At 68.9% G+C, this 24,862-nt stretch carries 18 protein-coding genes and 3 tRNA genes; 19 read left to right on the top strand and 2 right to left on the bottom strand.

Annotated elements, in window-relative coordinates:
* Nucleotides 1-61: 61 nt before the first annotated feature.
* The gene (locus ACTIGJ_RS01390) at nucleotides 62-868 is read right to left on the bottom strand and encodes a heme ABC transporter ATP-binding protein (RefSeq protein ID WP_439638474.1); all 807 of its coding nucleotides are present in this window, start codon (nucleotides 866-868) and stop codon (nucleotides 62-64) included.
* Entirely contained in the window at nucleotides 865-1,875 is a 1,011-nt protein-coding gene (locus ACTIGJ_RS01385; RefSeq protein ID WP_439638473.1) for a FecCD family ABC transporter permease, read from the bottom strand. The genes ACTIGJ_RS01390 and ACTIGJ_RS01385 overlap by 4 nt, the downstream gene beginning before the upstream one ends.
* 186 nt (nucleotides 1,876-2,061) lie before the next feature.
* On the opposite strand from ACTIGJ_RS01385, the gene ACTIGJ_RS01380 reads away from it, so the two are divergent.
* The 19 genes from ACTIGJ_RS01380 to ACTIGJ_RS01290 all read left to right on the top strand — a co-directional run bounded on the left by ACTIGJ_RS01380 (nucleotide 2,062) and on the right by ACTIGJ_RS01290 (nucleotide 24,860).
* Nucleotides 2,062-2,143, top strand: a tRNA-Leu gene (locus tag ACTIGJ_RS01380).
* 144 nt (nucleotides 2,144-2,287) lie between these two features.
* Nucleotides 2,288-3,625, top strand: a complete 1,338-nt coding sequence (tig, locus tag ACTIGJ_RS01375) for a trigger factor (protein ID WP_439638472.1) — start codon at nucleotides 2,288-2,290, stop codon at nucleotides 3,623-3,625.
* Nucleotides 3,626-3,709: 84 nt separating this feature from the next.
* Nucleotides 3,710-4,330 (top strand): ATP-dependent Clp endopeptidase proteolytic subunit ClpP, encoded by a 621-nt coding sequence (clpP, locus tag ACTIGJ_RS01370; protein ID WP_439638471.1) that lies wholly within the window; start codon nucleotides 3,710-3,712, stop codon nucleotides 4,328-4,330.
* Nucleotides 4,331-4,466: 136 nt separating this feature from the next.
* Complete coding sequence (gene clpX, locus ACTIGJ_RS01365; protein WP_439638470.1) at nucleotides 4,467-5,744, top strand: ATP-dependent Clp protease ATP-binding subunit ClpX; 1,278 nt, start codon at nucleotides 4,467-4,469, stop codon at nucleotides 5,742-5,744.
* Between the two features lie 148 nt (nucleotides 5,745-5,892).
* Nucleotides 5,893-8,319 (top strand): endopeptidase La, encoded by a 2,427-nt coding sequence (gene lon / locus ACTIGJ_RS01360; protein ID WP_439638469.1) that lies wholly within the window; start codon nucleotides 5,893-5,895, stop codon nucleotides 8,317-8,319.
* A 234-nt stretch (nucleotides 8,320-8,553) separates the two neighbouring features.
* Entirely contained in the window at nucleotides 8,554-8,826 is a 273-nt protein-coding gene (locus ACTIGJ_RS01355; protein ID WP_439638468.1) for an HU family DNA-binding protein, read from the top strand.
* Between the two features lie 35 nt (nucleotides 8,827-8,861).
* Nucleotides 8,862-8,937 (top strand) — tRNA-Val (locus ACTIGJ_RS01350).
* A 36-nt stretch (nucleotides 8,938-8,973) separates the two neighbouring features.
* A tRNA-Asp gene (locus tag ACTIGJ_RS01345) sits at nucleotides 8,974-9,050 on the top strand.
* Nucleotides 9,051-9,105: 55 nt separating this feature from the next.
* Complete coding sequence (locus ACTIGJ_RS01340; RefSeq protein WP_439638467.1) at nucleotides 9,106-11,031, top strand: SurA N-terminal domain-containing protein; 1,926 nt, start codon at nucleotides 9,106-9,108, stop codon at nucleotides 11,029-11,031.
* Nucleotides 11,032-11,059: 28 nt separating this feature from the next.
* Nucleotides 11,060-12,310, top strand: coding sequence for a dicarboxylate/amino acid:cation symporter (locus tag ACTIGJ_RS01335; RefSeq protein ID WP_439638466.1), 1,251 nt, complete (start codon nucleotides 11,060-11,062; stop codon nucleotides 12,308-12,310).
* Nucleotides 12,311-12,374: 64 nt separating this feature from the next.
* Nucleotides 12,375-14,099 (top strand): S8 family peptidase, encoded by a 1,725-nt coding sequence (locus ACTIGJ_RS01330; RefSeq protein WP_439638648.1) that lies wholly within the window; start codon nucleotides 12,375-12,377, stop codon nucleotides 14,097-14,099.
* 192 nt (nucleotides 14,100-14,291) lie between these two features.
* Nucleotides 14,292-15,926, top strand: a complete 1,635-nt coding sequence (locus ACTIGJ_RS01325) for a TldD/PmbA family protein (RefSeq protein ID WP_439638465.1) — start codon at nucleotides 14,292-14,294, stop codon at nucleotides 15,924-15,926.
* Nucleotides 15,927-15,941: 15 nt separating this feature from the next.
* The gene (locus ACTIGJ_RS01320; RefSeq protein WP_439638464.1) at nucleotides 15,942-17,276 is read left to right on the top strand and encodes a TldD/PmbA family protein; all 1,335 of its coding nucleotides are present in this window, start codon (nucleotides 15,942-15,944) and stop codon (nucleotides 17,274-17,276) included.
* Nucleotides 17,276-17,911 (top strand): DUF4159 domain-containing protein, encoded by a 636-nt coding sequence (locus tag ACTIGJ_RS01315; protein ID WP_439638463.1) that lies wholly within the window; start codon nucleotides 17,276-17,278, stop codon nucleotides 17,909-17,911. Before ACTIGJ_RS01320 ends, ACTIGJ_RS01315 begins: the two co-directional genes overlap by 1 nt.
* Nucleotides 17,912-17,989: 78 nt before the next feature.
* Nucleotides 17,990-18,988, top strand: a complete 999-nt coding sequence (locus ACTIGJ_RS01310; protein ID WP_439638462.1) for an AAA family ATPase — start codon at nucleotides 17,990-17,992, stop codon at nucleotides 18,986-18,988.
* Between the two features lie 46 nt (nucleotides 18,989-19,034).
* The gene (locus ACTIGJ_RS01305) at nucleotides 19,035-19,922 is read left to right on the top strand and encodes a DUF58 domain-containing protein (RefSeq protein WP_439638461.1); all 888 of its coding nucleotides are present in this window, start codon (nucleotides 19,035-19,037) and stop codon (nucleotides 19,920-19,922) included.
* A complete protein-coding gene (locus ACTIGJ_RS01300) occupies nucleotides 19,919-21,064 on the top strand; it encodes a BatA domain-containing protein (RefSeq protein WP_439638460.1) in 1,146 nt (381 codons plus the stop codon). The genes ACTIGJ_RS01305 and ACTIGJ_RS01300 overlap by 4 nt, the downstream gene beginning before the upstream one ends.
* On the top strand, nucleotides 21,061-23,163 hold the full coding sequence (locus ACTIGJ_RS01295; RefSeq protein WP_439638459.1) for a hypothetical protein: 2,103 nt from the start codon (nucleotides 21,061-21,063) through the stop codon (nucleotides 23,161-23,163). The genes ACTIGJ_RS01300 and ACTIGJ_RS01295 overlap by 4 nt, the downstream gene beginning before the upstream one ends.
* Nucleotides 23,160-24,860 carry a hypothetical protein gene (locus ACTIGJ_RS01290; RefSeq protein WP_439638458.1) on the top strand — a complete coding sequence of 567 codons (1,701 nt, stop codon included), beginning with the start codon at nucleotides 23,160-23,162 and terminating at the stop codon, nucleotides 24,858-24,860. The genes ACTIGJ_RS01295 and ACTIGJ_RS01290 overlap by 4 nt, the downstream gene beginning before the upstream one ends.
* The last annotated feature ends 2 nt before the right edge of the window (nucleotides 24,861-24,862 follow it).

Below are 24,862 nucleotides of genomic sequence, written 5' to 3'. Positions count from 1 at the left end.
AGACCGGTGGGCATGCCGGCACGATGACATGGAAGCTCTAGTGGAACCAGCGGCTTGCGGCTCATGGGCGGCCTTTGCGCAAGGCTTCCTCGACCAGCAGCGCCCAGCCGCCGTCTGGCCGCGCCGCCGCCACGATCGGCAGGCCGTAGAGCGCGCTCAGCCGGGTTGGTTCCAGCACCGTTTCGGGGCGGCCGGAGGCGATCAGACGACCCTGCGCCAGCAGGCTGACCTGGTCGGCATGGCGCAGCGCCAGATTCGGGTCCTGCAGGATCGCCAGCACGCCGACGCCGCGATCGGCCAGTTGCCGCAGACGCGTCAGCACCTGGTGCTGGAAGGCGAAGTCGAGGCTGGCGGTGGGTTCGTCGAGCAGCAGGTAGCGTGCCGCCAGGTCATCGGCGTCGGCGTGGATCTGGGCCAGCGCCCGGGCCAGCTGCACGCGCGCCCTTTCGCCGCCGGACAGCGCCAGATAGCGGCGACCGGACAGCGGGCCGGCGCCGGCTTCGTCGAGCGCTGCACGGACGACCGCCTGCTCGGCGGGCGATCGCTCGCGCCGCTGCCAGGGCAGGCGGCCCAGCGCCACCACCTCGTCGACCGAAAACGGAAATCGCAGTTCGTCGCGCTGCATCATCACCGCGCGGCGGCGCGCCAGCTGGGCTGGTGGCCAATCGGGCAGGGCGCGGTCGTCGAGCATCACCCGGCCGGCATCCGGGGCGCGGTCGCCGGCCAGCAGGCCGAGCAGGGTCGATTTGCCGGCGCCGTTCGGGCCGAGCAGCACGTGCAGCGTGCCGGGCTCAAGTTGCAGGCTGACGTCGTCGAGCAGCCGGCGCCCGTCGCCGACCAGCGAGACGCCCGTGGCGGCCAAGGTCATGGCAGGCCGATCCGGCTGCGCATCCGCAGCAGCAGCGCCAGGAAGAACGGTGCGCCGAGCGCGGAGGTCAGCGCGCCGACCGGCCATTCCGCTGGTGCCGCCGCCGTGCGGGCGACGGTGTCGGCAAGCGTCAGCAGCAGCGCGCCGAGCAGGGCCGAGGCCGGCAGCAGCAGGCGGTGACCGGGGCCGGCGAGCAGCCGGATCGCATGCGGGACCACCAGGCCGACGAAGCCGATGACGCCAGCCAGCGACACCGAGGCGCCGGTGGCCAGCACCACGGCAACCAGCAGCCGGCGCTTCAGCCGCTCGACATCGAGGCCGAGGTGCGCGGCTTCGGTGTCACCGAGCAGCAGCGCGTCGAGGCCGCGCGCCTCGCGCGGCAGCCAGAGGGCGACGGCCAGCAGCACCGGCGCGGCGATGGCGATCTCGTTCCAGCCGGCGCGGCCCAGGTTGCCGTACATCCACAAGGTGAAGCCGCGCAGGCCGGCATCGTCGGCACGCGCCGACAGCAGGCCGACCAGCGCGGCGACGAAGGCATTGATCGCGGTGCCGGCCAGCAGCAGCGTGGTCATGTCGGTCTGGCCGTCGCGGCGGGCCAGGCGCAGCACGATCATCGCCGACGCCAGGCCGCCGGCGAAGGCCGCCACCGGCAGCACCAGGCTGGCCGGCAGGGCCAGACGGCTGGCGAAGCCGGTCAGCGCGGTGTGGACCAGCGCCGCAGCGAGCGCCGCGCCGGCCGAAACGCCGATCAGGCCCGGCTCGGCCAGCGGATTGCGGAACAGCGCCTGGGCGACGGCGCCGGTCTGCGCCAGCACGGCGCCGATCAGTACCGCCAGCACGATGCGCGGCAGGCGCAACTGCAGCAGCGCGGTGGGGGCTGCGCCATCACCGCCGAGCGCGGACCAGTCGATGTCGATGGTGCCGGCGTTCAGCGCCACGGCAACCGTCGCCAGCAGCAGCACCAGCAGGCCGGGAATCAGCAGGGGGCGGGCGAAGCCGGGGAGCATGGACGGCGAGAAGAGGGCAGGGATAGCCGGGCGGCGAGCAGCGGCCCGCCATTTTGGCAGCTTGATCGCGGCGGATCACGACGCCCTGCGGCCGCCCTGCCAGCCGGGCCGTCGGCAGTCGGCCGCTGATATACTCGCGCCCTGCGTCGCCGGTCGTGGGCGGCAGGAATCCGGCGCGAGCACCGGGCGAGAGTGGCGGAATTGGTAGACGCACTGGATTTAGGTTCCAGCGCCGCAAGGCGTGCGAGTTCGAGTCTCGCCTTTCGCACACCCGCAATCCGCGCCGCTGACGCTCATCCCGACGGCCGGTTGCCGCCGTGAATCCGCAGACCGCGCACAACAGACCGCCGGGAGACCCCATCCGGGCAAGGCGGCCACCCATCATCATCACAATCTCGAAGAGTCTTTAACGATGGAAGTTCAAGTCGAATCCGCCGGCGGCCTGCTGCGCCGGCTGCATGTCACGATCCCGGCCGATCGTTTCGAGCACGAAATCGGCGAGCGCCTGAAGCGTCTTGCCAGCCGCGTGCGGGTTCCGGGCTTCCGTCCGGGCAAGGCGCCGCTGAAGGTGATCCAGCAGCAGTACGGCGCCGATGCGCGCAACGACGCGGTCAGCGAACTGGTGCGCACCACCTGGCCGCAGGCGCTTGACCAGGTCAAGATCCAGCCGGCCAGCCAGCCGAACTTCCAGGTCACCACCGAAGCGGTCGGCCAGCCGCTGGTCTACGTCGCCAGCTTCGACGTCTACCCGGAGATCACGCTGGGCGACCTGTCGAGCCTCAAGCTCGTGCGTCCGCAGGTCGAGGTGACCGACGCCGATGTCGAGCGCCTGATCGACAATCTGCGCAAGTCGCGCCGCACGCTGGCGGTGGTCGAACGGCCGGCCCAGCAGGGCGACGTGGTGACGCTTGATTTCGAAGGCAAGCTCGACGGTGAAGCCTTCCAGGGCGGCAAGAGCGACAACGCCTCGGTCGAGATCGGCGAGCGCCGCTTCCTGCCGGACCTCGAAGACGGCCTGATCGGCCACGCTGCTGGCGAAACCTTCGACGTCGAGGTGAATTTCCCGGCCGATTACCGCAACGAAACGCTGGCCGGCAAGAAGACCGTGTTCACCGTCAACCTCAAGGAAGTGCGTGAAGCGCGCCTGCCGGAGATCGACGAAGCGTTCCTGACCGCCCACGGCATCGAGGAAGGCGGCGAAGCGGGCCTGCGCGCCAAGTGCCGCGAAGCGCTGGAAACCGAACGCAACAAGGCGGTCAACAACCGCCTGAAGCGCGAAGTGATGGAGCAGCTGTTCGACCTGCACCCGATCGACGTGCCGGCCGGCCTGGTGGCCGAGGAAGTCGAGCGCATGCGCGCCGAAACCGCCAACCGGATCGGCGCCAACAACCCGGCCCAGAAGCTGAAGCCGGAGCAGCTGCGCGCGATGCTGCCGGCGGAAATGTTCGAGCCGTCGGCCAAGCGCCGCGTGGCGCTGGGCCTGCTGATCGGCGAGATCATCAACGCTCGCAACGTGCAGTTCGATCCGGCCCGCGTCGAAGCGGCGCTGTCGGCGATCGCCGCCGATTTCGAGGACCCGTCCGAAGTGGTGAAGATGTACCAGCAGCGCCAGGACCTGATGCAGGGCCTGCGCAGCGTGGTGATCGAGGAACAGGTCGTCGAGCTGCTGGTCGCCGGCGCCCAGGTGACCGAGGAAGCGATGTCGCTCGAAGACTTGTTGAAATCGCAGAATCAGGCCCAACCTGCCTGAGAGCGCCGGCGAGGAGCCGGCGGCACGCGCCGGCTGCCGATGGCCGGCGCGTCCCGACTACACCGATAACCACTGGAAATCCGAATGACTGACCTCCGCAACCGCTCGCAGCTGGTCCCGATGGTGGTCGAGCAGACCGCCCGCGGCGAACGCGCGTTCGACATCTATTCGCGCCTGCTGAAGGAGCGCGTGATCTTCCTCGTCGGTCCGATCGACGACCACATGGCGAACCTGGTGGTCGCCCAGCTGCTGTTCCTGGAGTCGGAGAACCCCGACAAGGACATCCACCTGTACATCAACTCGCCGGGTGGCGTGATCACCTCGGGCCTGTCGATCTACGACACGATGAAGTTCATCAAGCCGGATGTGTCGACGATGTGCATCGGCCAGGCGGCCAGCATGGGCGCCTTCCTGCTGTCGGCCGGCACCAAGGGCAAGCGTTACGCGCTGCCAAATTCGCGGGTGATGATTCACCAGCCGTCCGGTGGTGCCCAGGGCCAGGCGACCGACATCGAGATCCAGGCGCGGGAAATCCTGTACCTGCGCGAAAAGCTGAACCGCCTGATGGCCGACCATTGCAGCCAGCCGATCGAGAAGGTGGCCAGCGATGTCGAGCGCGACTACTTCATGAACTCCGAGCAGGCCAAGGCCTACGGCCTGATCGACCAGATCATCGACAAGCGCGCGGCGGCTCCGGCGGCCTGACGCAATCCCGTGCCGCAGGTCCTGCGCCGGATTTCCGACGCCGGGCAGGACCTGCGACACAGCACGGGAATTGCAGTCATTCCGTTGTCACCTGACATGATGCTATAAGGATTCAGAACCTTGATTGAGGTCGGAAATGCCTGACAACGTACGCAGCGGCACGCAAGGTGGCCGTGTGCTGTATTGCTCGTTCTGCGGCAAGAGCGAGCATGAAGTCCGCAAGCTGATCGCGGGCCCGTCGGTGTACATCTGCGACGAATGCGTCGATTTGTGCAACGACATCATCCGCGAGGAAGTGCACGCCAAGCCGCAGGTCAAGGGCTTGCCGAAGCCGCAGGAAATCCGTGCGGTGCTCGACGAGTACGTCATTGGCCAGGACCAGGCCAAGAAGGTGCTGTCGGTGGCCGTGTACAACCACTACAAGCGTCTGAGCCAGAAGGGCTCGACGGATGGCGTGGAGCTGTCGAAGTCGAACATCCTGCTGATTGGCCCGACCGGCTCAGGTAAGACGCTGCTGGCGGAAACTTTGGCGCGGCTGCTCGACGTGCCGTTCGCGATCGCGGATGCGACGACGCTGACGGAAGCCGGCTATGTCGGCGAGGATGTCGAGAACATCATTCAGCGCTTGCTGCAGAAGTGCGATTACGACGTCGAGAAGGCGCAGCGCGGCATCGTCTACATCGACGAGATCGACAAGATCTCGCGCAAGAGCGAAAACCCGTCGATCACCCGCGACGTGTCCGGTGAAGGCGTGCAGCAGGCGCTGCTGAAGCTGATCGAGGGCACCATCGCCAGCGTGCCGCCGCAGGGCGGCCGCAAGCATCCGCAGCAGGAGTTCCTGCAGGTCAACACGGCCGGCATCCTGTTCATCTGCGGTGGCGCGTTCGCGGGCCTCGACAAGGTGATCCAGCACCGTACCGAGAAGACCGGCATCGGCTTCGGCGCCGATGTGAAGTCGCAGAAGGATGCGGCGCAGGTGTCGAAGATGCTGCTGGGCGTCGAGCCCGAGGACCTGATCCGTTACGGCCTGATTCCCGAGTTCGTCGGCCGCCTTCCGGTGCTCGCCGTGCTGGAAGAGCTGGATGAGAAGGCACTGATCTCGATCCTCAAGGAGCCGAAGAACGCGCTGGTCAAGCAGTTCGCCAAGCTGTTCCAGATGGAAGGCTGTCAGCTGGAGTTCCGCGAGGACGCGCTGAACGCCATCGCGCGGAAGGCACGTGATCGCAAGACTGGTGCCCGCGGCCTGCGCACGATCCTCGAGACCATCTTGCTCGACGTGATGTACGACCTGCCGTCGATGCAGAACGTGTCGAAGGTGGTGGTCGACGAGTCGGTGGTGAAAGGGGAGGCGAAGCCTTTCATCGTCTACGAGAACCTCGAGGCGCCGCGCCGCGACGTCAAGAACTCGGCCTGACACGCTTTGGGCTGTCGAGAACCCGCCCGGGCTGTCCGCGGCGGGTTTTTTTGTTCAGGAGGGCGATCGGTGCCTGCGCCACGCTTGAAAAGGCCGGCGCGGGACGCACCTCCCACGTACTGCATAATCACCGAAACGTCTTATTCCGATGTCACCGAACTCGACCGAGGTTCCGACAGTGTCCAGCACGAATGAAGCATCCACGCCGGTGTTGCCGCTGCGCGATGTGGTGGTCTACCCCCACATGGCGATTCCGCTGTTCGTCGGTCGCGAGAAGTCGGTCAAGGCGCTGACGGCGGCGATGCAGGATGGCAAGCGCATCCTGCTGGTGGCACAGAAGCACGCCGACACCGACGAGCCCGGCGTCGACGACCTGTACGACACAGGCACGCTGGCGTCGATCCTGCAGTTGCTGAAGCTGCCCGATGGCACCGTCAAGGTGCTGGTCGAAGGCGCGCAGCGCGCGCAGGTGCTGAAGCTGGAAATGAACGGCGACTATCTGACCGCCGATTTCCGCGTCATTCCTGCGGACGAAAGCGGGTCGGGCGGCAGCGAGGCCGATGCCGTGATGCGGACGGCGGTGGCGACCTTCGAGCAGTACGTGAAGCTGAACAAGAAGGTGCCGGCTGAATTGCTGCCCAGCCTGACCAGCATGGATTCCCCCGGCCGGCTTGCGGATGCGATTGCCGCCCATCTGTCGCTGAAGCTCGAAGACAAGCAGAAGGTGCTGGAGATCGGCGATCCGAAGCCGCGCCTGGAATACGTGCTGGCGCAGCTCGAAGGCGAGATCGACATCCTGCAGATCGAGAAGAAGATCCGTGGGCGGGTCAAGCAGCAGATGGAGAAGAATCAGCGCGAGTACTACCTGAACGAGCAGATGAAGGCCATCCAGAAGGAATTGGGTGAGCTGGACGATGCGCCGAACGAGCAGGAAGAACTGGCGCGCAAGATCGCCAAGGCCGGCATGCCGAAGGCCGCCAAGGCCAAGGCTACGGCCGAACTGAACAAGCTGAAGATGATGCCGCCGATGTCGGCGGAAGCGACCGTCGTGCGCAATTATCTCGACGTGATGACGCAGGTGCCGTGGAAGAAGACCACCAAGGCCAACATCGATCTGCCGAAGGCGCAGGACCAGCTCGACGCCGATCACTACGGTCTGGAGAAGGTCAAGGAACGCATCCTCGAATATCTCGCGGTGCAGAGCCGGGTGAAGAAGCTGAAGGGCCCGATCCTGTGCCTCGTCGGTCCGCCCGGCGTCGGCAAGACCTCGTTGGGCCGCTCGATCGCGCAGGCGACCAACCGCAAGTTCGCGCGCATGTCGCTGGGCGGCGTGCGTGACGAAGCCGAGATCCGCGGCCACCGCCGGACCTACATCGGTTCGCTGCCGGGCAAGATCGTCCAGAATCTGACCAAGGTCGGCGTGAAGAATCCGCTGTTCCTGCTCGACGAGATCGACAAGATGAGCACGGACTTCCGTGGCGATCCTTCGTCGGCGCTGCTCGAAGTGCTGGACCCCGAGCAGAACAACACCTTCCAGGATCACTATCTGGAAGTGGACCTCGATCTGACCGACGTGATGTTCATCTGCACCGCGAATACGCTCAACATTCCGGGGCCGCTGCTCGACCGCATGGAGGTCATTCGTATCCCCGGCTATACCGAGGACGAGAAGCTCAACATCGCACGGCGTTACCTGATTCCGAAGCAGATCAAGGAAAACGGCCTCAAGGAGTCGGAACTGGAAATCAGCGAAAGCGCGGTGCGGGCGGTCATCCGCACCTATACCCGCGAAGCCGGCGTGCGCAGTCTGGAGCGCGAGATGTCGAAGATCGCGCGCAAGGTGGTCAAGCAGGTGCTGCTGAAGCCGACCGACAAGACGGTCAAGGTCACCGACAAGAATCTCGACAAGTATCTTGGCGTGCCGCGCTACCGCTATGGCCGCGCCGAGGAAGCCAATCAGGTCGGGCAGGTCACTGGTCTGGCCTGGACCGAAGTCGGCGGTGAACTGCTGACCATCGAATCGGCGCTGACGCCGGGCAAGGGCAAGATGACTCAGACCGGTAGCCTCGGCACGGTCATGCAGGAGTCGATCCAGGCGGCGCTGACCGTCGTTCGTTCGCGCGCCAAGCAGCTTGGCATCGACCCGGAGTTCTATCAGAAGCACGATCTGCACGTGCATGTGCCGGAAGGCGCGACGCCGAAGGACGGACCATCGGCTGGCATCGGTATGTGCACCGCGCTGGTATCGGCGCTGACCGGCATCCCGGTTCGGGCCGATGTCGCAATGACGGGCGAAATCACGCTTCGCGGCGAGGTCCTACCGATCGGGGGGCTGAAGGAAAAGCTGCTGGCTGCGCAGCGTGGCGGCATTCGTACCGTGATCATCCCGCAGGAGAACGTCAAGGATCTCGCCGAGATCCCGGACACCATCAAGGGCAAGCTCGATATCGAGCCGGTGCGCTGGGTTGAAGAAGTGCTGCGCATCGCGCTGGAACGGATGCCGGAAGCCAAGCCGGTCGTCGAGGGCGCGGCAGCGCCGACTCCGACCTCCAACGACGGCGTTCGACCGCATTGATCGACTCGTTCGGATCGCACGCGACGAGGCTCCCTGCGGCGAGCACTGCTGCAGTGGAGTTTCGTTGACGCTCCTGGACCTGCTTGATATAAGGCGTGCTCCGATGCTCGGCCGTGCAATTCCCGCCGGCGGCTTTCCGCTACAGCAAGCCCTTCAAGTCCCCGGCATTCTGCAGCGGGCCTGATCGCCAGCATCGGCTCACGTCGATCAAACCATTCGAGGGGACGCACTTACATGAACAAATCCGAGCTGATTGCTGCCGTCGCCGAAAAATCGGGACTCACCAAGACTGACGCCGGCAATGCCATCGACTCTTTCATCGATGTGATCGCAGCCGCGCTGAAGAGCGACGACAAGGTTTCTCTGGTAGGATTCGGCACGTTTTCGAACCGCACGCGCGCTGCTCGTACTGGCCGCAACCCGAAGACGGGCAAGACCCTCACGATCGAAGCCAGCAAGAATCCAACGTTCAAGGCTGGCAAAGCGCTGAAGGATGCGGTAAAGTAGCAAACCAGTTCGGGAGTGACAGCCCGAAACGAGAAGGGTGCTTAGCTCAGTTGGTAGAGCATCGCCTTTACACGGCGGGAGTCGGGGGTTCGAGCCCCTCAGCACCCACCAACTCATTGGTTAGAAGTACAGATTTTGAAGTTTCGCGGAGCGGTAGCTCAGTCGGTTAGAGTATCGGCCTGTCACGCCGAGGGTCGCGGGTTCGAGTCCCGTCCGCTCCGCCATGTAACACCCCAGGGCGCTCATTGAGCGCCCTTTCTATTTGCGAGACCGAAACCCATGATGCAGCAAATCCGCGACAGCCTGAACGGCCCGCTCATCGTCGGCGTATTGCTTGCCATCATCGGTATCCCGTTCGCCTTCAGTGGAATCGAAGGTTATTTCCAGAGCAACGCCAACCCGACGATTGCGAAGGTTGGTGATACGAAGATCACCCAAGATCAGCTGCGGCGCGCCTACGACCAGCGTTACCGGCAGCTGCAGCAGCTGCTCGGCGAGAACTTCCGCGCCGACCAGATCAACCCGCAGCGGATGCGTGAGAACGTGCTGCAGGACATGGTTCAGGACGCCCTGCTGCGAGCCGAAGCCCGGAACAGTGGCTACCGTGCCGGCGATGCCGCCCTGCGCGATTACCTCACCGCCATTCCCGCGTTTCAGGACAGCGGCAAGTTCTCGCCGGAACGCTACCGCCAGCTGCTGGCACAGAACGGCTACACGCCGGACAGCTTCGAAGCCCAGCAGCGCGACAGCCTGATCGTCGACCAGCTGCGTGACAGCATTCTGGGCAGCGCCGTCGTCACGGCGGACGAAGCGGCGCTGGCCACCCGGCTCGCCAAGCAGGAGCGCGACTTCAGCTATCTGCAGTTCGATCCCGCCAAGTACCTGCCAACGGTCAACGTCACGCCGGAGCAGGTAGCGGCGCGTTACGAGGAGCGCAAGGCAACCTTGCAGGCTCCCGAGCGCATGAAGCTGGCCTATGTGGAGCTCTCGCAGGGCAGCATCCAGAAGGCCGAAGCGCCGGGCACGGACATTTTGAAGACGCTCTACGAGGCCGAGAAGTCGCGCTTCACGACGCCGGAAACGCGTCGCGCCAGCCACATCCTGGTGAATTTCGGCGCCGACAAGGACGCTGCGCGCAAGAAGATCGAATCGCTGTCGGCGAAGCTGAAGAGCGGCTCCGATTTCGCCGAACTGGCGAAGTCGGTGTCCGACGACACTGGCAGCAAGGACAAGGGTGGCGACCTCGGCATCGTCAAGCGTGGCGACGGCCTTTTGCCGCCGAAGTTCGAGGCTGCGCTTTATGCGATGAACGCCGCTGGCGAAGTCAGCGAGCCGGTGGAAACCGAGTTCGGCTGGCACATCATCAAGCTGACCGAACTGGTGCCGGCGCACACCGAAGCCTTCGAAGCCCCCGCCGTCCAGAAGGCGCTGACCGATCTCTACGTCAACAAGGACCTGCAGGCCAAGGTCCAGGAAAAGACCCAGCAACTCGAACAGCTGGCATTCGAGAACGAATCGACGCTGGAGCCGGTGGCCAAGGCGCTCGGCCTCAGCGTGCAGACGACCGACTGGTTCACGCGGGCCGGCGGTGCCGGCATCGCAGCCACGCCGGCGGTGATCGAAGCCGCATTCTCGCGCGACGTGCTGACCGATGGCGTCAACTCCAAGCCGATCGCGCTTGATGCCGACCGGCTCGTGGTGATCCGCAAGGCCGAGTACGAAGCCCCCCGCCAGCGTGAACTCGCCGAAGTCGAGGCGACTTTGCGCGAGGCCCTGCGCAACGAGGAAGCCCGCAAGCTCGCCGATGCCGATGCCGCCAAGGCGCTGGCCGATATCAAGGCCGGCAAGTCGATCGACGAAGTGGCCGCCAGTATCGGCGCCACCGTGCAGAAGCAGGACGGCGTGACGCGCAACAAGAGCGGCGTCGGCTTGGCGCTGCTGCAGACGGCGTTCAAGCTGCCGCGGCCGGTCGGTGCCGCCGTCAGCGCCGGCAATGCCACCCTCGAGGACGGTGCGGTCGCCGTGATCGCCGTCAGCTCGGTACGCGATGGCCGCGAGAAGGATGGCCACGAGCGCGACACCGAACTGGCGACCCTGCGTGATGCGCGCGCCGGCGCCGAGTTCAACGCCTACCGCGAAGCCTTGAAGAAGACCATCAAGGTCGAGGTCAAGGCACTGCCGGCCGAAGAAGCGCCGCTGCCGTAGCCCGGCTCCCGCCCCCCAGGATCGCGCGATGAAATCCCACTGGCAGATCGCCATCGCACTGGGGCTCGCGGTACTGGTGGGAATGCTGGTCCCGTCCGATAGCCGGGTATTCGCGGCCTGCGGTTTCGTGGGCGGGCTGTTTCTCAATGCCTTGAAGATGGTCGTCGTGCCGCTGATCGTGTCGTCGATCATCAGCGCCATGTCGACCTTCGGCGATGCCGGCGCCCTGTCGCGGATCGGTGTCCGCACCATGCTGTTCTACACGGCCACCACCGTGCTCGCGGTGGTCACTGGCCTGGCGATGGTCAACCTGGTCGAGCCGGGCATCGTCGACGGCCGGCCGGCGCGCGAACTGCTCGGGCTGGCCAGCGGTGCTGGACAGCTCAGCGAACACGTCAGCAGCGCCAAGCTGTCCGATGTCGGCGATGTCTTCTACCGGCTCGTCACGCCCAATCCGATCAAGGCGGCGGCGGAAAGCGATCTGCTGGGCCTGGTCTTCTTCAGCATGCTGTTCGGCATCTTCGCGGCGCGGATTCCCGGCGCCGCCGGCCAAGTCCAGCGCGATTTCTGGGCCGGGGTCCGGGAAACGATGATGCACATCACCGCGCTGGTGATGCGCTGCGCGCCGGTCGGCGTGTTCGCGCTGGTGGCGAAGGCCTTTTCGGCGACCGGCGCCGATGCGATCCGGCCGCTCGCGCTGTTCTTCTTCGCGACGCTCGGCGGACTGCTGTTCCACCTGCTGGTGACGATGTCGCTGCTGCTGGCGGTCATCGGCCGGGTGTCGCCGCTGCGCATGCTGCGGGCGATGACCCCGGCGCTGCTGACCGGCTTCTCGACCTCCAGCTCGGCTGGCACGCTGCCGGTCACGCTCGACTGCCTGCGCCATCGCGCCGGCGTTTCCGAGCGGGTCACCGGCTTCACCCTGCCGCTGGGCGCAGCGATCAATCTCGACGGCACCGCGCTGTACGAATGCGCGGCCGCGATGTTCCTGGCCCAGGCCTACGGCCTGCAGCTCGACCTGGTCACCCAGTTCGTGATCGTCGCGATGGCGGTCGTCACCTCGATGGGCGTCACCGGCATTCCATCGGCCAGCTTGGTCGCGATCGCGGTCATCCTGGGCGCGGTCGGCCTGCCGCTCGAAGGGCTGGGCGTGCTGCTGGCGGTCGATCGGGTGCTCGACATGTGCCGTACGGCGGTCAACGTCTATGGCGACGGTTGCGGCGCCGTCGTGATCGGCCGCCTCGAAGGCGAATCGGACATTCTCAGCCGTCCGCTCTGAACGGCGGGATTGGCCCGGCCGGTCGCGTCAGCAGTTCCATCACCACCACATCCGAGGCGTGTCCATGCGCTATCCAGGTGCCGCCGTGCGCGGCGCGATCTTGTCCGGCGTCGCTGCCGTGCTGTCGATGGCCACGCCGGCCGCCGTCGCCAGGGACGGCTTTCCGCAGCAGGTCATCGTCAAGTACCGCGACCCGGTGGCGGACACCGGTATGGCGGGACAGGCACTCACCGAACGCCTGAGCGTGCTCGGCCAGCGCCGCGGCCTGCTGCTTGCGCGGCTGCGCAGGCTGGCCACCGGCGCCGAGCTGATCCGCGTCGATCGCGATCTCGACGATCGCGAACTGCGCGAGCTGCTGGCCGAGCTGTCGGCCGATCCGCGCGTCGAATACGCCGAAGAAGACCGCATCATGAAGCCGCTGCGGGTGCCGAACGACAGCCGCTACAGCGAGCAATGGCATCTCAGCGACAGCGTCGCCGGCATCCGCGCGCCGGCGGCCTGGGACTTGAGCACCGGCAGCGGCGTGACCATCGCCATCCTCGACACCGGCTACCGCCCGCATGCGGATTTCGGCAGCGCCGTGGTCGGCGGCTACGACTTCATCTCGTCGACCGGCAACAACGACGGCAACGGTCGCGATGCCGATGCCGCCGACCCCGGCGACTACAACGCAGCAGGGCAGTGCGGCAGCGGCTCGCCAGCCAGCGCCTCCAGCTGGCACGGGACCCACGTCGCCGGCATCGCGGCGGCGCGTGCCGACAACGCGCTCGGCGTCGCCGGCGTGGCCTTCGATGCGCGGCTGCTGCCGGTGCGCGTCCTTGGCCGCTGCGGCGGCACCACGTCGGACATCGCCGACGCGATCATCTGGGCTTCCGGCGGCACGGTCAGCGGCGTACCGGCCAATGCCTACCCGGCTCGGGTGCTGAACCTGAGCCTCGGCGGCGACGGCAGCTGTTCGGCGACCACGCAGGCGGCGATCAACAGCGCCCGCAGCCGCAGGTCCACGGTCGTGGTGGCGGCCGGCAACTCGAACGCCAATGCGGCCAACGAATCGCCGGCCAACTGCAGCGGCGTCATCACCGTGGCCTCGGTCGGCCGCAGCGGCGGCCGCGCCTACTACTCGAACTTCGGCAGCGTGGTGGAGATTGCCGCGCCCGGCGGCGACCAGCAGCGCAGCGACGCCAACGGCGTGCTGTCCACCTTTAACGCCGGCACCCGCACGCCGGCTGCCGACAGTTACACCTACTACCAGGGCACCAGCATGGCGGCGCCGGTAGTGGCCGGCGTCGCGGCGCTGCTGTATGCGCAGAACCCGTCGATCACGCCGGATCAGGTGCTGGCGCGCCTGCAGGCCACCGCGCGGCCGTTCCCGGCCACCTGCAGCCAGTGCGGTGCCGGCATCGTCGATGCCGCTGCGGCACTCGGCTCGGCAACGCCACCACCACCCCCGCCGCCACCGCCGTCGGCCTGCCCGAGCGGCTACGTCGTCCACACCGGCAGCCTGGCGCGCAGCGGCAGTTCGGTCTACGAGCCAGGCAGCGGCGGCTTCACGGTGGCAGCCGGTGCCGCGCTGAACGGCCGCCTCAGCGGCCCGGACGCCGCCGACTTCGACCTGTACCTGCAGCGGCGCGCCACCGATGGCACGACCTGGGCGAACGTCGCCTCGTCGACCTCGGGCGGCTCCACCGAAGCGATCAACGCGACCGGCAGCAGCGCCTACCGCTATCGCTGGCGCGTCTATTCCTACGAAGGCAGCGGCGCCTACACGTTCTGCAGCCGGCCGAAGTAGCAGAACGGCGCGATTCCTGCTGCAGCGGTTCGCCCGGCAGCGACTGCGGGCGGGTGACGGCCGGATCAAACCCGTTCAAACGATTCCCCGGCGCCCGCTGTCCTACTGCCTTCATGTGCCGCGTCGCGCGCCGCCTGCCGGGCGCGCCACTCGGTGCAACCCCGAGCAGATTCCCTGGAGATGGCGATTCCGATGGATAGACGCGACTTCCTGAAACGCACCAGCACCAGCGTCGGCGCGCTGATGCTGCCGGTCTACGGCCACGCGGTGGCGGCCGAGGTGCTGGCCAGCCCGGCCGACAAGGCGCTGCGCAAGTCGCTCGCCGACGTCGCGCTGAACGCCGCGACCAAGGCCGGCGCGACCTACGCCGACGCCCGCATCGGCCGCTACCTGCGCCAGTTCGTGATCACCCGCGAGACGCGGGTCGAGAACGTGGTCAACACCGAATCGACCGGCATCGGCATCCGGGTGATCGTCAACGGCACCTGGGGCTTCGCGGCCACCAGCGACCTGTCGCCCGATGCCGTTGCCAAGGCGGCGCAGCAGGCTGCGGCGATCGCCAAGGCCAATTCCAAGTTCCAGAGCGTGCCGGTGCAGCTGGCGCCGACCAAGGGTGTCGGCGAAGTGTCCTGGGCCACGCCGATCAAGAAGAACGCGATGCAGGTCCCGGTCAAGGAAAAGGTCGACCTGCTGATGGCGGTCAACAATGCTGCACTGAAGGCCGGCGCCGACTACGTCAACTCGGTGATGTTCCTCGTCAACGAGCAGAAGTATTTCGCCTCCACCGACAACAGCTACATCGATCAGGACATCCACCGCATCTGGACCCCGATGCAGGTCACCGCGATCGACAAGAAGAGCGGCAAGTTCCGCACCCGCAGCGAGCTGTCGGCGCCGATGGGCATGGGCTACGAATATCTGGACGCCAAGCCGTCCGGAAAGCTGAAGCTGCCGGGCGGGGTGATCGGCTACACCGATTCCTACGACATGGTGGCCGACGCCGTGGCGGCCGCTAAGCAGGCCCGTGCCAAGCTCACCGCGCGCTCGGTGAAGCCCGGCAAGTACGATCTGGTGCTCGATCCCTCGCACCTGTGGCTGACCATCCACGAATCGGTCGGCCATCCGCTGGAACTCGACCGCGTGCTCGGCTACGAAGCCAATTACGCCGGCACCAGCTTCGCCACGCTCGACAAGTGGAAGTCGAAGGATTTCAAGTACGGCAGCCCGGCGGTCACGCTGTTCGCCGACAAGCAGCAGCCGAACACGCTCGGCGCGGTCGGCTACGACGACGAAGGCATCGCCACCCAGCGCTGGGACCTGGTCAAGGACGGCATCCTGGTCAACTACCAGGCGATCCGCGACCAGGCCCACATCATCGGTGCCAAGGCCTCCCAGGGCTGCTGCTACGCCGATTCCTGGCAGAGCGTGCAGTTCCAGCGCATGGCCAATGTCTCGCTGGCGCCGGGCAAGGCCAAGCTCACGGTCGACGAGATGATCAAGGACGTCGAGCGCGGCATCTACATCGTCGGCGACGGCTCGTTCTCGATCGACCAGCAGCGCTACAACGCACAGTTCGGCGGCCAGCTGTTCTACGAAATCAAGGACGGCAAGATCACCGAGCAGATCGAGGATGTGGCTTACCAGATCCGCACGCCGGAGTTCTGGGGCGCCTGCAGCGCGATCTGCGACGAGCGTGACTACCGCTTCGGCGGCTCGTTCTTCGATGGCAAGGGCCAGCCCAGCCAGGTGTCGGCGGTGTCGCACGGGTCGTCGACGGCCCGCTTCAACGGCATCAATGTCATCAACACCGCGCGCAGCCTCGGCTAAGGACCCCGTCTATCCATGAGCATCTATTCCGAAGCACAGGCCAAGGCGATTCTCGACAAGGTCATCAAGCTGTCGAAGGCCGACGAATGCACCGCCACGCTCGAAGGCTCGGTGGCCGGCAACATCCGCTACGCGCTGAACTCGGTGTCGACCTCCGGCATCGTCAGCAACTGCGAACTCGCCGTGCAGGTGGCGTTTGGCAAGAAGGTCGGCACCGCCACCATCAACGAGTTCGATGACGCCGCTCTCGCGCGGGTGGTCAAGCGCGCCGAAGACCTGGCCAGGCTGGCCCCGGACAATCCGGAGTTCATGCCGGCGATCGGCAAGCAGGACTACCCGGCGACGCCGACCTATGTCGCCGCTACCGCCGGTATCACGCCGGAGTACCGCGCCCAGGTCGCCGCCGACAGCATCGTGCCGTCGAAGGCCGGCAAGCTGGTGGCCGCCGGCTTCTTCAGCGACGCCGTGCGCTTCTCCGCACTGGCCAATTCCAAGGGCAACTTCGGCTACCAGCAGTCGACCAATGTCGATTTCACCTGCACGGTGCGCACGGAAGATGCGCGCGGTTCCGGCTGGGTGGCGCGCAATGTCGCCGACGTCGGCCAGTTCAATGCCAAGTCCGAAATCCAGACCGCGATCGCCAAGGCGCAGCAGTCGGTCGACGCCAAGGCGCTGGAGCCCGGCAAGTACACGGTGATCCTCGAACCGGCGGCCAGCGCCGGGCTGATCAGTTTCATGATGCAAGGCTTCGACGCCCGCTCGGCCGACGAGGGCCGCAGCTTTCTGACCAAGAAGGGCGGCGGCAATCGTCTCGGCGAAAAGCTGTTCGACGACAAGGTGACGCTGTTCAGCGATCCGGCCCATCCGGGCGCCGCCGTGCTGCCCTGGGACAACGACGGTCTCAAGCGCGAGAAGCAGGCCATCATCACCAACGGCAAGGTCGACAGCCTGCAGTACTCGCGCTACTGGGCGAAGGCCAAGAACACCCGGGCGATCGGCCAGCCCGGCAACCTGATCATGGTCGGCGGCAGCAAGTCGACGATGGACCTGGTGAAGTCGACCAAGAAGGGCATCCTCGTGACCCGCACCTGGTACATCCGCTCGGTCGATCCACAGACCGTGCTGCTGACCGGGCTGACCCGCGACGGCACCTTCTACATCGAGAACGGCGAGATCAAGTACCCGATCAAGAACTTTCGCTGGAACGAGTCGCCGGTGATCATGCTCAACAACGTCGACGAGCTGGGCAAGCCGGAGCGGGTCGGCGATGACGAGTCTCCGTTCATCATGCTGGTCCCGCCGATGAAGATCCGCGAGTTCACCTTCACCTCGCTGTCCGACGCGGTCTGATGACGGCGGCGTCCGCAGCGGTCTACGACTTCTGGTTCACCCGGCTGCAGTACGAGTCCGGCAACTGGGACGTGGACCAGCGGATGCCGTCGAACATCATCGATACGCTGACCCAGTACACGACCCTGCGGGTCGATCCCGAGGAAAAGGTCATCCCGCTGGCCGACCCCCGGATGCTGGCCGCGCCGTTCGTCTATCTGGCCGGCAATCGCCTGCTGTCGTTCACACCGGACGAACGGCGCAACTTCGAAAGCTACGTGCGCAACGGCGGCTTCGTGTTCGTCGACGACTGCAACCACGACATCGACGGCCTGTTCGCCAAAAGCTTCGAGCAGGAAATGGCCTCGATCTTCGGCGCCGACAGCCTGAAGAAATTGCCCAACACGCACGCCGTCTACCGCAGCTTCTTCCGTTTCGACGGCCCGCCGCCGAACACCATCGAACTCAACGGCTGGGGCGATGATCTGGTCCACGATTACCTCAAGGGCATCGAGATCAACGGCCGCCTCGGCTTGCTGTACAGCAACAAGGACTACGGCTGCGAATGGGATTACGACTGGCGCAACAAGCGCTTCAACGCCGAGGACAACACCAAGTTCGCGGTCAACATCGTCGTCTACGCGCTGACGGCATGAACCATCGCGATCCGCTGCCGCCGTCATTCCGGCCTGCGCCGAAATGACGGCGCGACGAACCCCACTTCGAACCCGACCATGGCTGACACGACCCCCTTGACCGAAGCCGCCGTCACCGCCCAGCTCGCGGCGCTCGGCGAGGTCCGCACGCAGATCGCCCGGGTCATCGTCGGCCAGACAGCGGTGGTCGAGCAGTTGCTGGTCGGCCTGCTGGCCGGCGGGCATTGCCTGCTCGAGGGCGCACCGGGGCTCGGCAAGACCTTGCTGGTGCGGGCGCTGTCGCAGGCGCTGGCGCTGGAATTCCGGCGCATCCAGTTCACGCCCGACCTGATGCCGAGCGACATCCTCGGTACCGAAATCCTGGAGGAAGACCACGGTACCGGCCGGCGCAGCTTCAAGTTCCAGAAAGGCCCGGTGTTCACCCACCTGCTGCTGGCCGACGAACTGAACCGCACGCCGCCGAAGACCCAGGCGGCGCTGCTCGAAGCGATGCAGGAGCACACGGTGTCCTACGCCGGCACCACCTGGCCGCTGCCGGAGCCGTTCTTCGTGCTGGCCACGCAGAACCCAATCGAGCAGGCCGGTACCTATCCGCTGCCGGAAGCGCAGCTCGATCGTTTCCTGCTGCATGTCCGCGTCGACTATCCGAGCGAGGCCGAGGAGCAGGCGATCATCCGCCAGACCGCCGGCAGCGCCGTGCAGGCGATCCAGGCCGTGATGAGCGGCGAACAGGTGCTGGCGCTGCAGAGGCTGACCCGCGACGTGCCGTTGTCCGACCCGCTACTGGCCTGGATCACGCGGCTGGTGCGCGCCACCCGGCCGCAGGACACGCCGGTGACTGCGGTGCGTGAATGGCTGCGCTGGGGCGCCGGTCCGCGCGCCGGGCAGGCGCTGGCGCTGGCCGCGAAGGCTCGGGCGCTGCTGCACGGCCGGCTGGCGGTCACCCGCGACGACATTCGCGCGCTCGCCGCGCCGGTGCTGCGCCATCGCCTGTTGCTGTCGTTCGCGGCCGAAGCCGAAGGCCGCAGCACCGATGACGTGGTGGCTGCCGTGCTGGACGCGCTGCCGGCGCCATGAGCGGCGGCCGCCGTTGGCCGGCCGGCCGTGTCGGGCGACTGCTGCCGTGACCGCGCTGCTGCCGGCGGAAGTCCGCGCCCGGCTGGGCCGCCTGCAGATCAGCAGCCGGCTGCGGCCGGATGGCCAGGGGCTCGGCCTGCATGCCGGCCGCGGTCGCGGCGCCGGCCTGGAATTCGCGCAGTACCGGGCCTACGGGCAGGGCGATGAGCCGCGCCAGATCGACTGGAAGCTGTACGCCCGCTCTGACCGGCACTTCGTCCGCGATGCCACCCGCGACAGCCCGCTGACCGTCTGGCTGGTCATCGACTGTTCGGCCTCGATGGCGCAGGCCGACGCCGTGCGGCCGGACCACGCCCGGCTCGATGCCGCCAAACTGCTGGCGGCCGGCCTCGCCGAGCGGGCCATCGCCCAGGGCGACAGCGTCGGGCTGATCGGCACCGGCGGCGCGACCGTATGCGGCCTGCCGGCAGCAGCCGGCGCGCGCCATCGCGATCGCCTGCTGCAGTTGCTGGCGAGCCTGTCGGCTGATGGCCGCGACGATGCCCGCGCGCCGCTGCCCGGGCTGTCCGCGCAGATCGCGCCCGATGCGCTGGTGGTGGTGATCAGCGATGGCTTCGATCCGGCGCTGCTCGACCGCTGCCGGCAGCTGGCGGCCGCCCGGCGCGATGTTCGCGTGATCCGCCTGCTGACCCTGGCTGAAACCCGCTTCCCGTTCGCCGGTGCAGCGCGCTTCGTCGACCCCGAAAGCGGCCGCGCCCGCGCCGTCGATGCCGATGCCGCCCGCAGCGGCTTCCTGGAGCGCTTCGCCGAAGCCCGCCGCGCGCAGCTGCGGATGCTGGCCGGCAGCGGCGTGATCGCCGTCGAGCAGGGGCTCGACGAGGCACCGGACGCTGCGCTGCACGCGCTGTTCGGCACTCGCGGCCACGGCCGATGATCGATTTCGCTGCGCCCGCCACCGGCGGGCTGGCGCTGGCGGCGCTGCTGGTGCCGCTGGTCATCCACCGGGTTCGCTGGCGCCTGCCGGGCGCGATTCCGTTCGCCGCCCTCGACTGGCTGGCGGCGCGCGCGCCGCCGCGCCGCCAGTGGCAGCTCGACGAGCGTCTGCTGCTGGCGCTGCGGCTGCTGCTGGTCGCGCTGCTGGCCGCGCTGCTGGCCGAGCCGCAATGGCGGGCCAGCGGCGAACCGCCGCGCACGGTCGTGCGGGTGCTGCCCGGCATCGCGCCGGAGGCGGCGCGCGCGGCGGTCGATGCGCCGCTGGCGGACTGGCGCTGGCTGGCGGTCGGCAACCCGCCGCTCGACGCGACGCCGATCGGGCTGCCCACCGGGCCGGGAGCGTCGCCGACCAGCCTGATCCGTGCGCTCGATGCCGAACTGCCGCCGGCGGTGCGCCTGATCGTGGTGCTGCCCGAACAGCTGTCCGGTCTCGATGGCGAGCGTCTGCAGCTAGGCCGCGAGGTCGACTGGCGGGTGCTGCCCGGCGGGCCGTCACCGCCACCGGAGACGACCTCCACGCGACCGTTCCCGATCGCCATCCGTGCGGAAGCCGCTGCCGCCGTGCTGGCGCGCGCGCTGTTGGCGGCGTGGCGGGCCGACGGCATGGCGCTGGCGGTTGATGACGCGCCGCCGGGCGCGCCGCTGCCGGCCGGGCAGGCGCTGCTGATCACCGACTCGCCGCCCGATGCCGCGCTGCGCACGCAGGCGGCCGACGGCCTGACCGTGCTGTACGGCGATGCTGCGGCCGACGGCGAGGTGCTGCTGCGCGACGACGACGGCGCGCCGCTGCTGCGCTGCCAGTCCGCCGGGCGCGGCCGGCTGTGCGCGCTGGCTGGCCCGCTCGACGCCGGTGCCTGGCCGGCGCTGCGCGATCCGCAGCGGCCACGGCAACTGCGGGCGCTGCTCGGACCGTCGCCGGCAGTGCCCGACCGGGCGCCGGCCGTCGCGGTGGCGCCGCTGAAGGCGGCGCAGCCCTCGCGAGGCGCAGCGACGCCGCTGGCGCCGTGGCTGGCGGTGGCGATCGCCGCCGTCGCGCTGCTCGAACGCGCGCTGGCCGCGCGACGACGGCAGCCGGCCGAATGAACGGCGACGCTGCCGCGCTGTGGCGTCCGCTGGCCGGGCTGCGCCGCGCTGCGCTGCGCCGCGCGCTGCTGATCGACGCGGCCGCCGTGCTGCCGCTGGCGCTGGGCCTGTCGGCGCAGGCGGCTGCGCTGGGCGGCGCGCGGGCGGCGGCAGCGGTGCTGGTGGCGGCGCTGCTCGGCCTGGTGGTGGCGGCGGTCGCCCACCGTCGCCGCCACGACCGGCGCTGGCTGCTGCAGGCGCTCGATGCCCGCTGCCCGGCGCTGGAAGACAGCAGCGCGCTGGCGGTCGGTGTCACGCTGCCGGCCGGCACCTTGGCGGCGCTGCAGCAGGCGCGCATCCGGGCGCGGCTGGCAGGGCAGCTGGCGCAGACGAGGCCGCAGCTGTGCCGGCAGTGGCCGCGTCGCCGGCTGCTGCGGCTGCTGGCGGTGGCGCTGCTGCTGGTCGCCAGCGCGCCGCTTTGGTCGCGGCTCGGCGCGGTGCTGCCGGCGTTGCCGCCGGCCGCAGGCCAGCCGGCCGAGGCCGGCGGCACGCGGATCGTGCTGGCGCGGCTGGCGATCCAGCCGCCGGCCTACACCGGCCTGCCGCAGCACACGGTGGAGGCGCTGGATGCCGCGCTGCCCGCCGGCAGCCGGGTCGACTGGCGGCTGACGCTCGATCGCCGCGCCGACGCGGTGGCGCTGCGCTTTCACGACGGCAGCCGCCTGCCGCTGGCGTACGACGGCACGGCCTGGACCGGCAGCCGGGTGATCGACCGCGCCAGCCTGTACCGGATCGAGCTCGGCGGGGCGGCGGCGCTGGCCGACGATCGCGGCTACCGGCTCGATGCCCGCGCTGACCAGCCGCCCGAGATCCTCGTCCACGCGCCAGCGCAGACGCTGACCGTGGTCGAGGCCGCGCCGGCCGAGTGGTCGCTCGACTTCGAAGCCCGCGACGACTATGGCCTCGGTGCGGCCGAGCTGAGCCTGCGGCTGGCGCAGGGCGCGGGCGATCAGCTGAAGCTGCGCGAGCAGCGCCTGCCGCTCGACGGGGACGGCGACGATCGCCGCCGCCGCTACCGGAAGACGCTTGACCTGAAGGCGCTCGGCTACGCGCAGGGCGATGACCTGATCGTGCAGCTGGCGGTCAGCGATCGCCGCGCGACGACGCCGCAGCGCAGCCAGAGCCCGAGCCTGATCCTGCGCTGGCCGGCCGCCGGCAGCGCCTTGAGCGAAGGCCTGGAAGGGGCGGTGCAGAAAGTGGCGCCGGCCTACTTCCGCAGCCAGCGGCAGATCATTCTCGACACCGAGGCGCTGCAGGCGGCGCGGCCGACGATCAGCGCCGAGCGCCTGCTGAAGGACGCCGATGCGATTGGCGTCGACCAGAAGCTGCTGCGCCTGCGCTACGGCGAATTTCTCGGCGAGGAGTTCGAGAGCGGCCGGCCGCACGAGGAGACGGCGGAGACCGCCGCGCCGGCCGCGTTCGGCACGGAAGGCGACCTGCTGCACGACTACGGCCACGTCCACAACGAATCGGAAGCCGCGACGCTGATGGACCCGGCCACCAAGCAGTTGCTGCGCGCCGCACTGAACGAGATGTGGCAGGCCGAGCTGCAGCTGCGCCAGGCCCGGCCCGATGCGGCGCTGCCTTACGAGTACAAGGCGCTGACGCTGATCAAGCAGGTGCAGCAGGCCGAGCGCATCCATCTGGCGCGCACCGGGCTGGAGCTGCCGCCGTTCGATGCCACGCGTCGGCTCAGCGGCGAGCGCGCCGGCCTGGCCGATTCCAGCCGCGCGCTCGATCCGCCCCTCGATGACGACACGCCGGTGCCGGCGCTGCTGCGCCAGCTCGACGACGCCCGCCGCCTGCCGGTGGACACCGCGCCGCTGCTGGCCTGGCTGCAGATGCATCCGGAGACACCCGACGCGCTCGGCCTGCTGGCCGCTGCCGATCGCCTGCGTCGCGATCCCGCCTGTGGCGACTGCCGGCGGGCGCTGGCCGCGCGTCTCTGGCCGCTGCTGCCGGTGCCGCCAGCGGCGGTGACGGCGCGACGCCAGCCCGATGCCGCCGGCCGCGCCTGGCTCGAGGCACTGCCCGGCACGGCGCCGGAGGCTGCGCGGTGAACGTCGCCCTGCTGCTGGTCGCCGCGATGGCGCTGCTCGGCCTCTGGCACTACCGCCGGCTGCCGTGGCGGGACCCGCGCCGCTGGCTGCCGCTGCCGATGGCGCTGCTGCTGGCGGCGAGCCTCGCGCCACCGTCGTTGCCGGTGGAGGTCGGCACCCTGACCGTGCTGACGCCCGGCGCCACGGCGGCCCAGCAGCGCGGCCTGCCGTGGCTGGCGCCGCTGGTGGCGCTGCCGGGCGCGGCGGCGCCGGCGCGCGCCGAGTGGGTGCCGGATCTGGCCAGCGCGCTGCGCCGCCATCCGGACAGCCGGCGGCTGCGGGTGATCGGCCACGGCCTGCCGCCGCGCGATCTGGATGCCGCGCGCGCCCTGCCGCTGCAGTTCGAGGCCGCGCCGGAAGCCGGCATCGTCGCGCTGGAAGTGCCGGACCGGGTGCCGGTCGGCACCCGGCCGGTGATTCGCGGCCGGGTCGCCGGGCCGGTGGTGCGCGTGGCGCTGCACGAGCCGGGCGGGGCGCAGGTCGATGTCGCGACCGTCGACGGCCAGGGCGCGTTCAGCGTGTCGGCGCTGGCCCGGGCGGTGGCCACCGTGCCGTTCGAACTGCGCGCCTTCGATGCCGGCGACCGGCTGGTTGACCACGCCGCTGTGCCGCTGCGGATCGAGCCGGGCGAGCGGCTGTCGCTGGCCTACCGGGCGGCGACGCCCGACGCCGATGCCAAGTACCTGCGGCGCTGGGCGCAGGATGCCGGCCTGGAGGTTCGCTACCGGGCCGGCCTCAGCGAAGGCGTGGCGCTGAACGCCGATGGCTTGGCGCCGGCCGAGGTGGCGCTGACAGCCGCGTCGCTGGCGCGCCTCGATCTGCTGGTGATCGATGAACGCGCCTGGGCGGCGCTGGCGGCCGGCGAGCGGACGGCGTTGCTGGCGGCCGTCGACGGCGGGCTCGGCCTGCTGCTGAAGCTGACCGGGCCGCTCCCGCCCGAGGTCGCCGCCGACTGGGCCGCGCTCGGCTTCCCGACCACGCCGCTCGACCTACCGCCGACGGTGACGCTGGACGACCGGCTCGCGATGCGCGAGCGCCACGATTTCACGGCGGCACCGGTGACGCTGGCCGATTCGGCGGCGCTGACGCCGCTGCTGCGCGCCGACGATGGCCGGCTGCTGGCCGCCTGGACGCCACGCGGGGCCGGGCGCATCGCGCTGTGGATCTGGCTCGACAGCTACCGGCTGGTGCTCGGCGGCGATGCCGCCCGTCACGGCGGGCTGTGGAGCGCAGCACTCGGCGCGCTGGCCCGGCCCCGGCCGGCTGCCGCAGCCGGGCCGCAGCTGCCGGCTTCCGGCTGGGTTGGCGAACGGGCGGTGATCTGCGGCCTCGGCGCCGCTGCTGCGCTGCAGGGGCCGGATGGCAGCCGCACGCCGTTGCAGGTGGCGGCCGACCGCTGCGCGGCGGTCTGGCCGGGCACGTCCGGCTGGCAGCAGCTGGACAGCGGCGGCGCGACGCAGCCGTGGTACGTCCGCGCGGCCGATGACGCGGCCGGCCTGCGCGCCGCCCGCGACCGCACGGCGACCGGCCAGCTGCCGGCGGTGCCGGCTGGCGACGCGGCGGCCGTCCGCGTCTGGCGGCCGCTGCCGCGCCTGCCGTTCTGGCTCGGCTGGCTGCTGCTGGCCAGCCTCGTGTGGTGGCGCGAACGGCGTGCCTGAGC

Source organism: Nevskia sp., from assembly GCF_051860985.1.
Classification (GTDB): domain Bacteria; phylum Pseudomonadota; class Gammaproteobacteria; order Nevskiales; family Nevskiaceae; genus Nevskia.
This window is presented reverse-complemented; position numbering and strand designations above follow the sequence as displayed.

Excerpts from the sequence above, each read along its gene's own strand:
- ACTIGJ_RS01390 (WP_439638474.1), bottom strand. The coding sequence starts at position 868 with ATGACCTTGGCCGCCACGGGCGTCTCGCTGGTCGGCGACGGGCGCCGG.
- ACTIGJ_RS01385 (WP_439638473.1), bottom strand. The coding sequence starts at position 1,875 with ATGCTCCCCGGCTTCGCCCGCCCCCTGCTGATTCCCGGCCTGCTGGTG.
- tig (WP_439638472.1), top strand. The coding sequence starts at position 2,288 with ATGGAAGTTCAAGTCGAATCCGCCGGCGGCCTGCTGCGCCGGCTGCAT.
- clpP (WP_439638471.1), top strand. The coding sequence starts at position 3,710 with ATGACTGACCTCCGCAACCGCTCGCAGCTGGTCCCGATGGTGGTCGAG.
- clpX (WP_439638470.1), top strand. The coding sequence starts at position 4,467 with ATGCCTGACAACGTACGCAGCGGCACGCAAGGTGGCCGTGTGCTGTAT.
- lon (WP_439638469.1), top strand. The coding sequence starts at position 5,893 with ATGTCACCGAACTCGACCGAGGTTCCGACAGTGTCCAGCACGAATGAA.
- ACTIGJ_RS01355 (WP_439638468.1), top strand. The coding sequence starts at position 8,554 with ATGAACAAATCCGAGCTGATTGCTGCCGTCGCCGAAAAATCGGGACTC.
- ACTIGJ_RS01340 (WP_439638467.1), top strand. The coding sequence starts at position 9,106 with ATGATGCAGCAAATCCGCGACAGCCTGAACGGCCCGCTCATCGTCGGC.
- ACTIGJ_RS01335 (WP_439638466.1), top strand. The coding sequence starts at position 11,060 with ATGAAATCCCACTGGCAGATCGCCATCGCACTGGGGCTCGCGGTACTG.
- ACTIGJ_RS01330 (WP_439638648.1), top strand. The coding sequence starts at position 12,375 with ATGCGCTATCCAGGTGCCGCCGTGCGCGGCGCGATCTTGTCCGGCGTC.
- ACTIGJ_RS01325 (WP_439638465.1), top strand. The coding sequence starts at position 14,292 with ATGGATAGACGCGACTTCCTGAAACGCACCAGCACCAGCGTCGGCGCG.
- ACTIGJ_RS01320 (WP_439638464.1), top strand. The coding sequence starts at position 15,942 with ATGAGCATCTATTCCGAAGCACAGGCCAAGGCGATTCTCGACAAGGTC.
- ACTIGJ_RS01315 (WP_439638463.1), top strand. The coding sequence starts at position 17,276 with ATGACGGCGGCGTCCGCAGCGGTCTACGACTTCTGGTTCACCCGGCTG.
- ACTIGJ_RS01310 (WP_439638462.1), top strand. The coding sequence starts at position 17,990 with ATGGCTGACACGACCCCCTTGACCGAAGCCGCCGTCACCGCCCAGCTC.
- ACTIGJ_RS01300 (WP_439638460.1), top strand. The coding sequence starts at position 19,919 with ATGATCGATTTCGCTGCGCCCGCCACCGGCGGGCTGGCGCTGGCGGCG.
- ACTIGJ_RS01295 (WP_439638459.1), top strand. The coding sequence starts at position 21,061 with ATGAACGGCGACGCTGCCGCGCTGTGGCGTCCGCTGGCCGGGCTGCGC.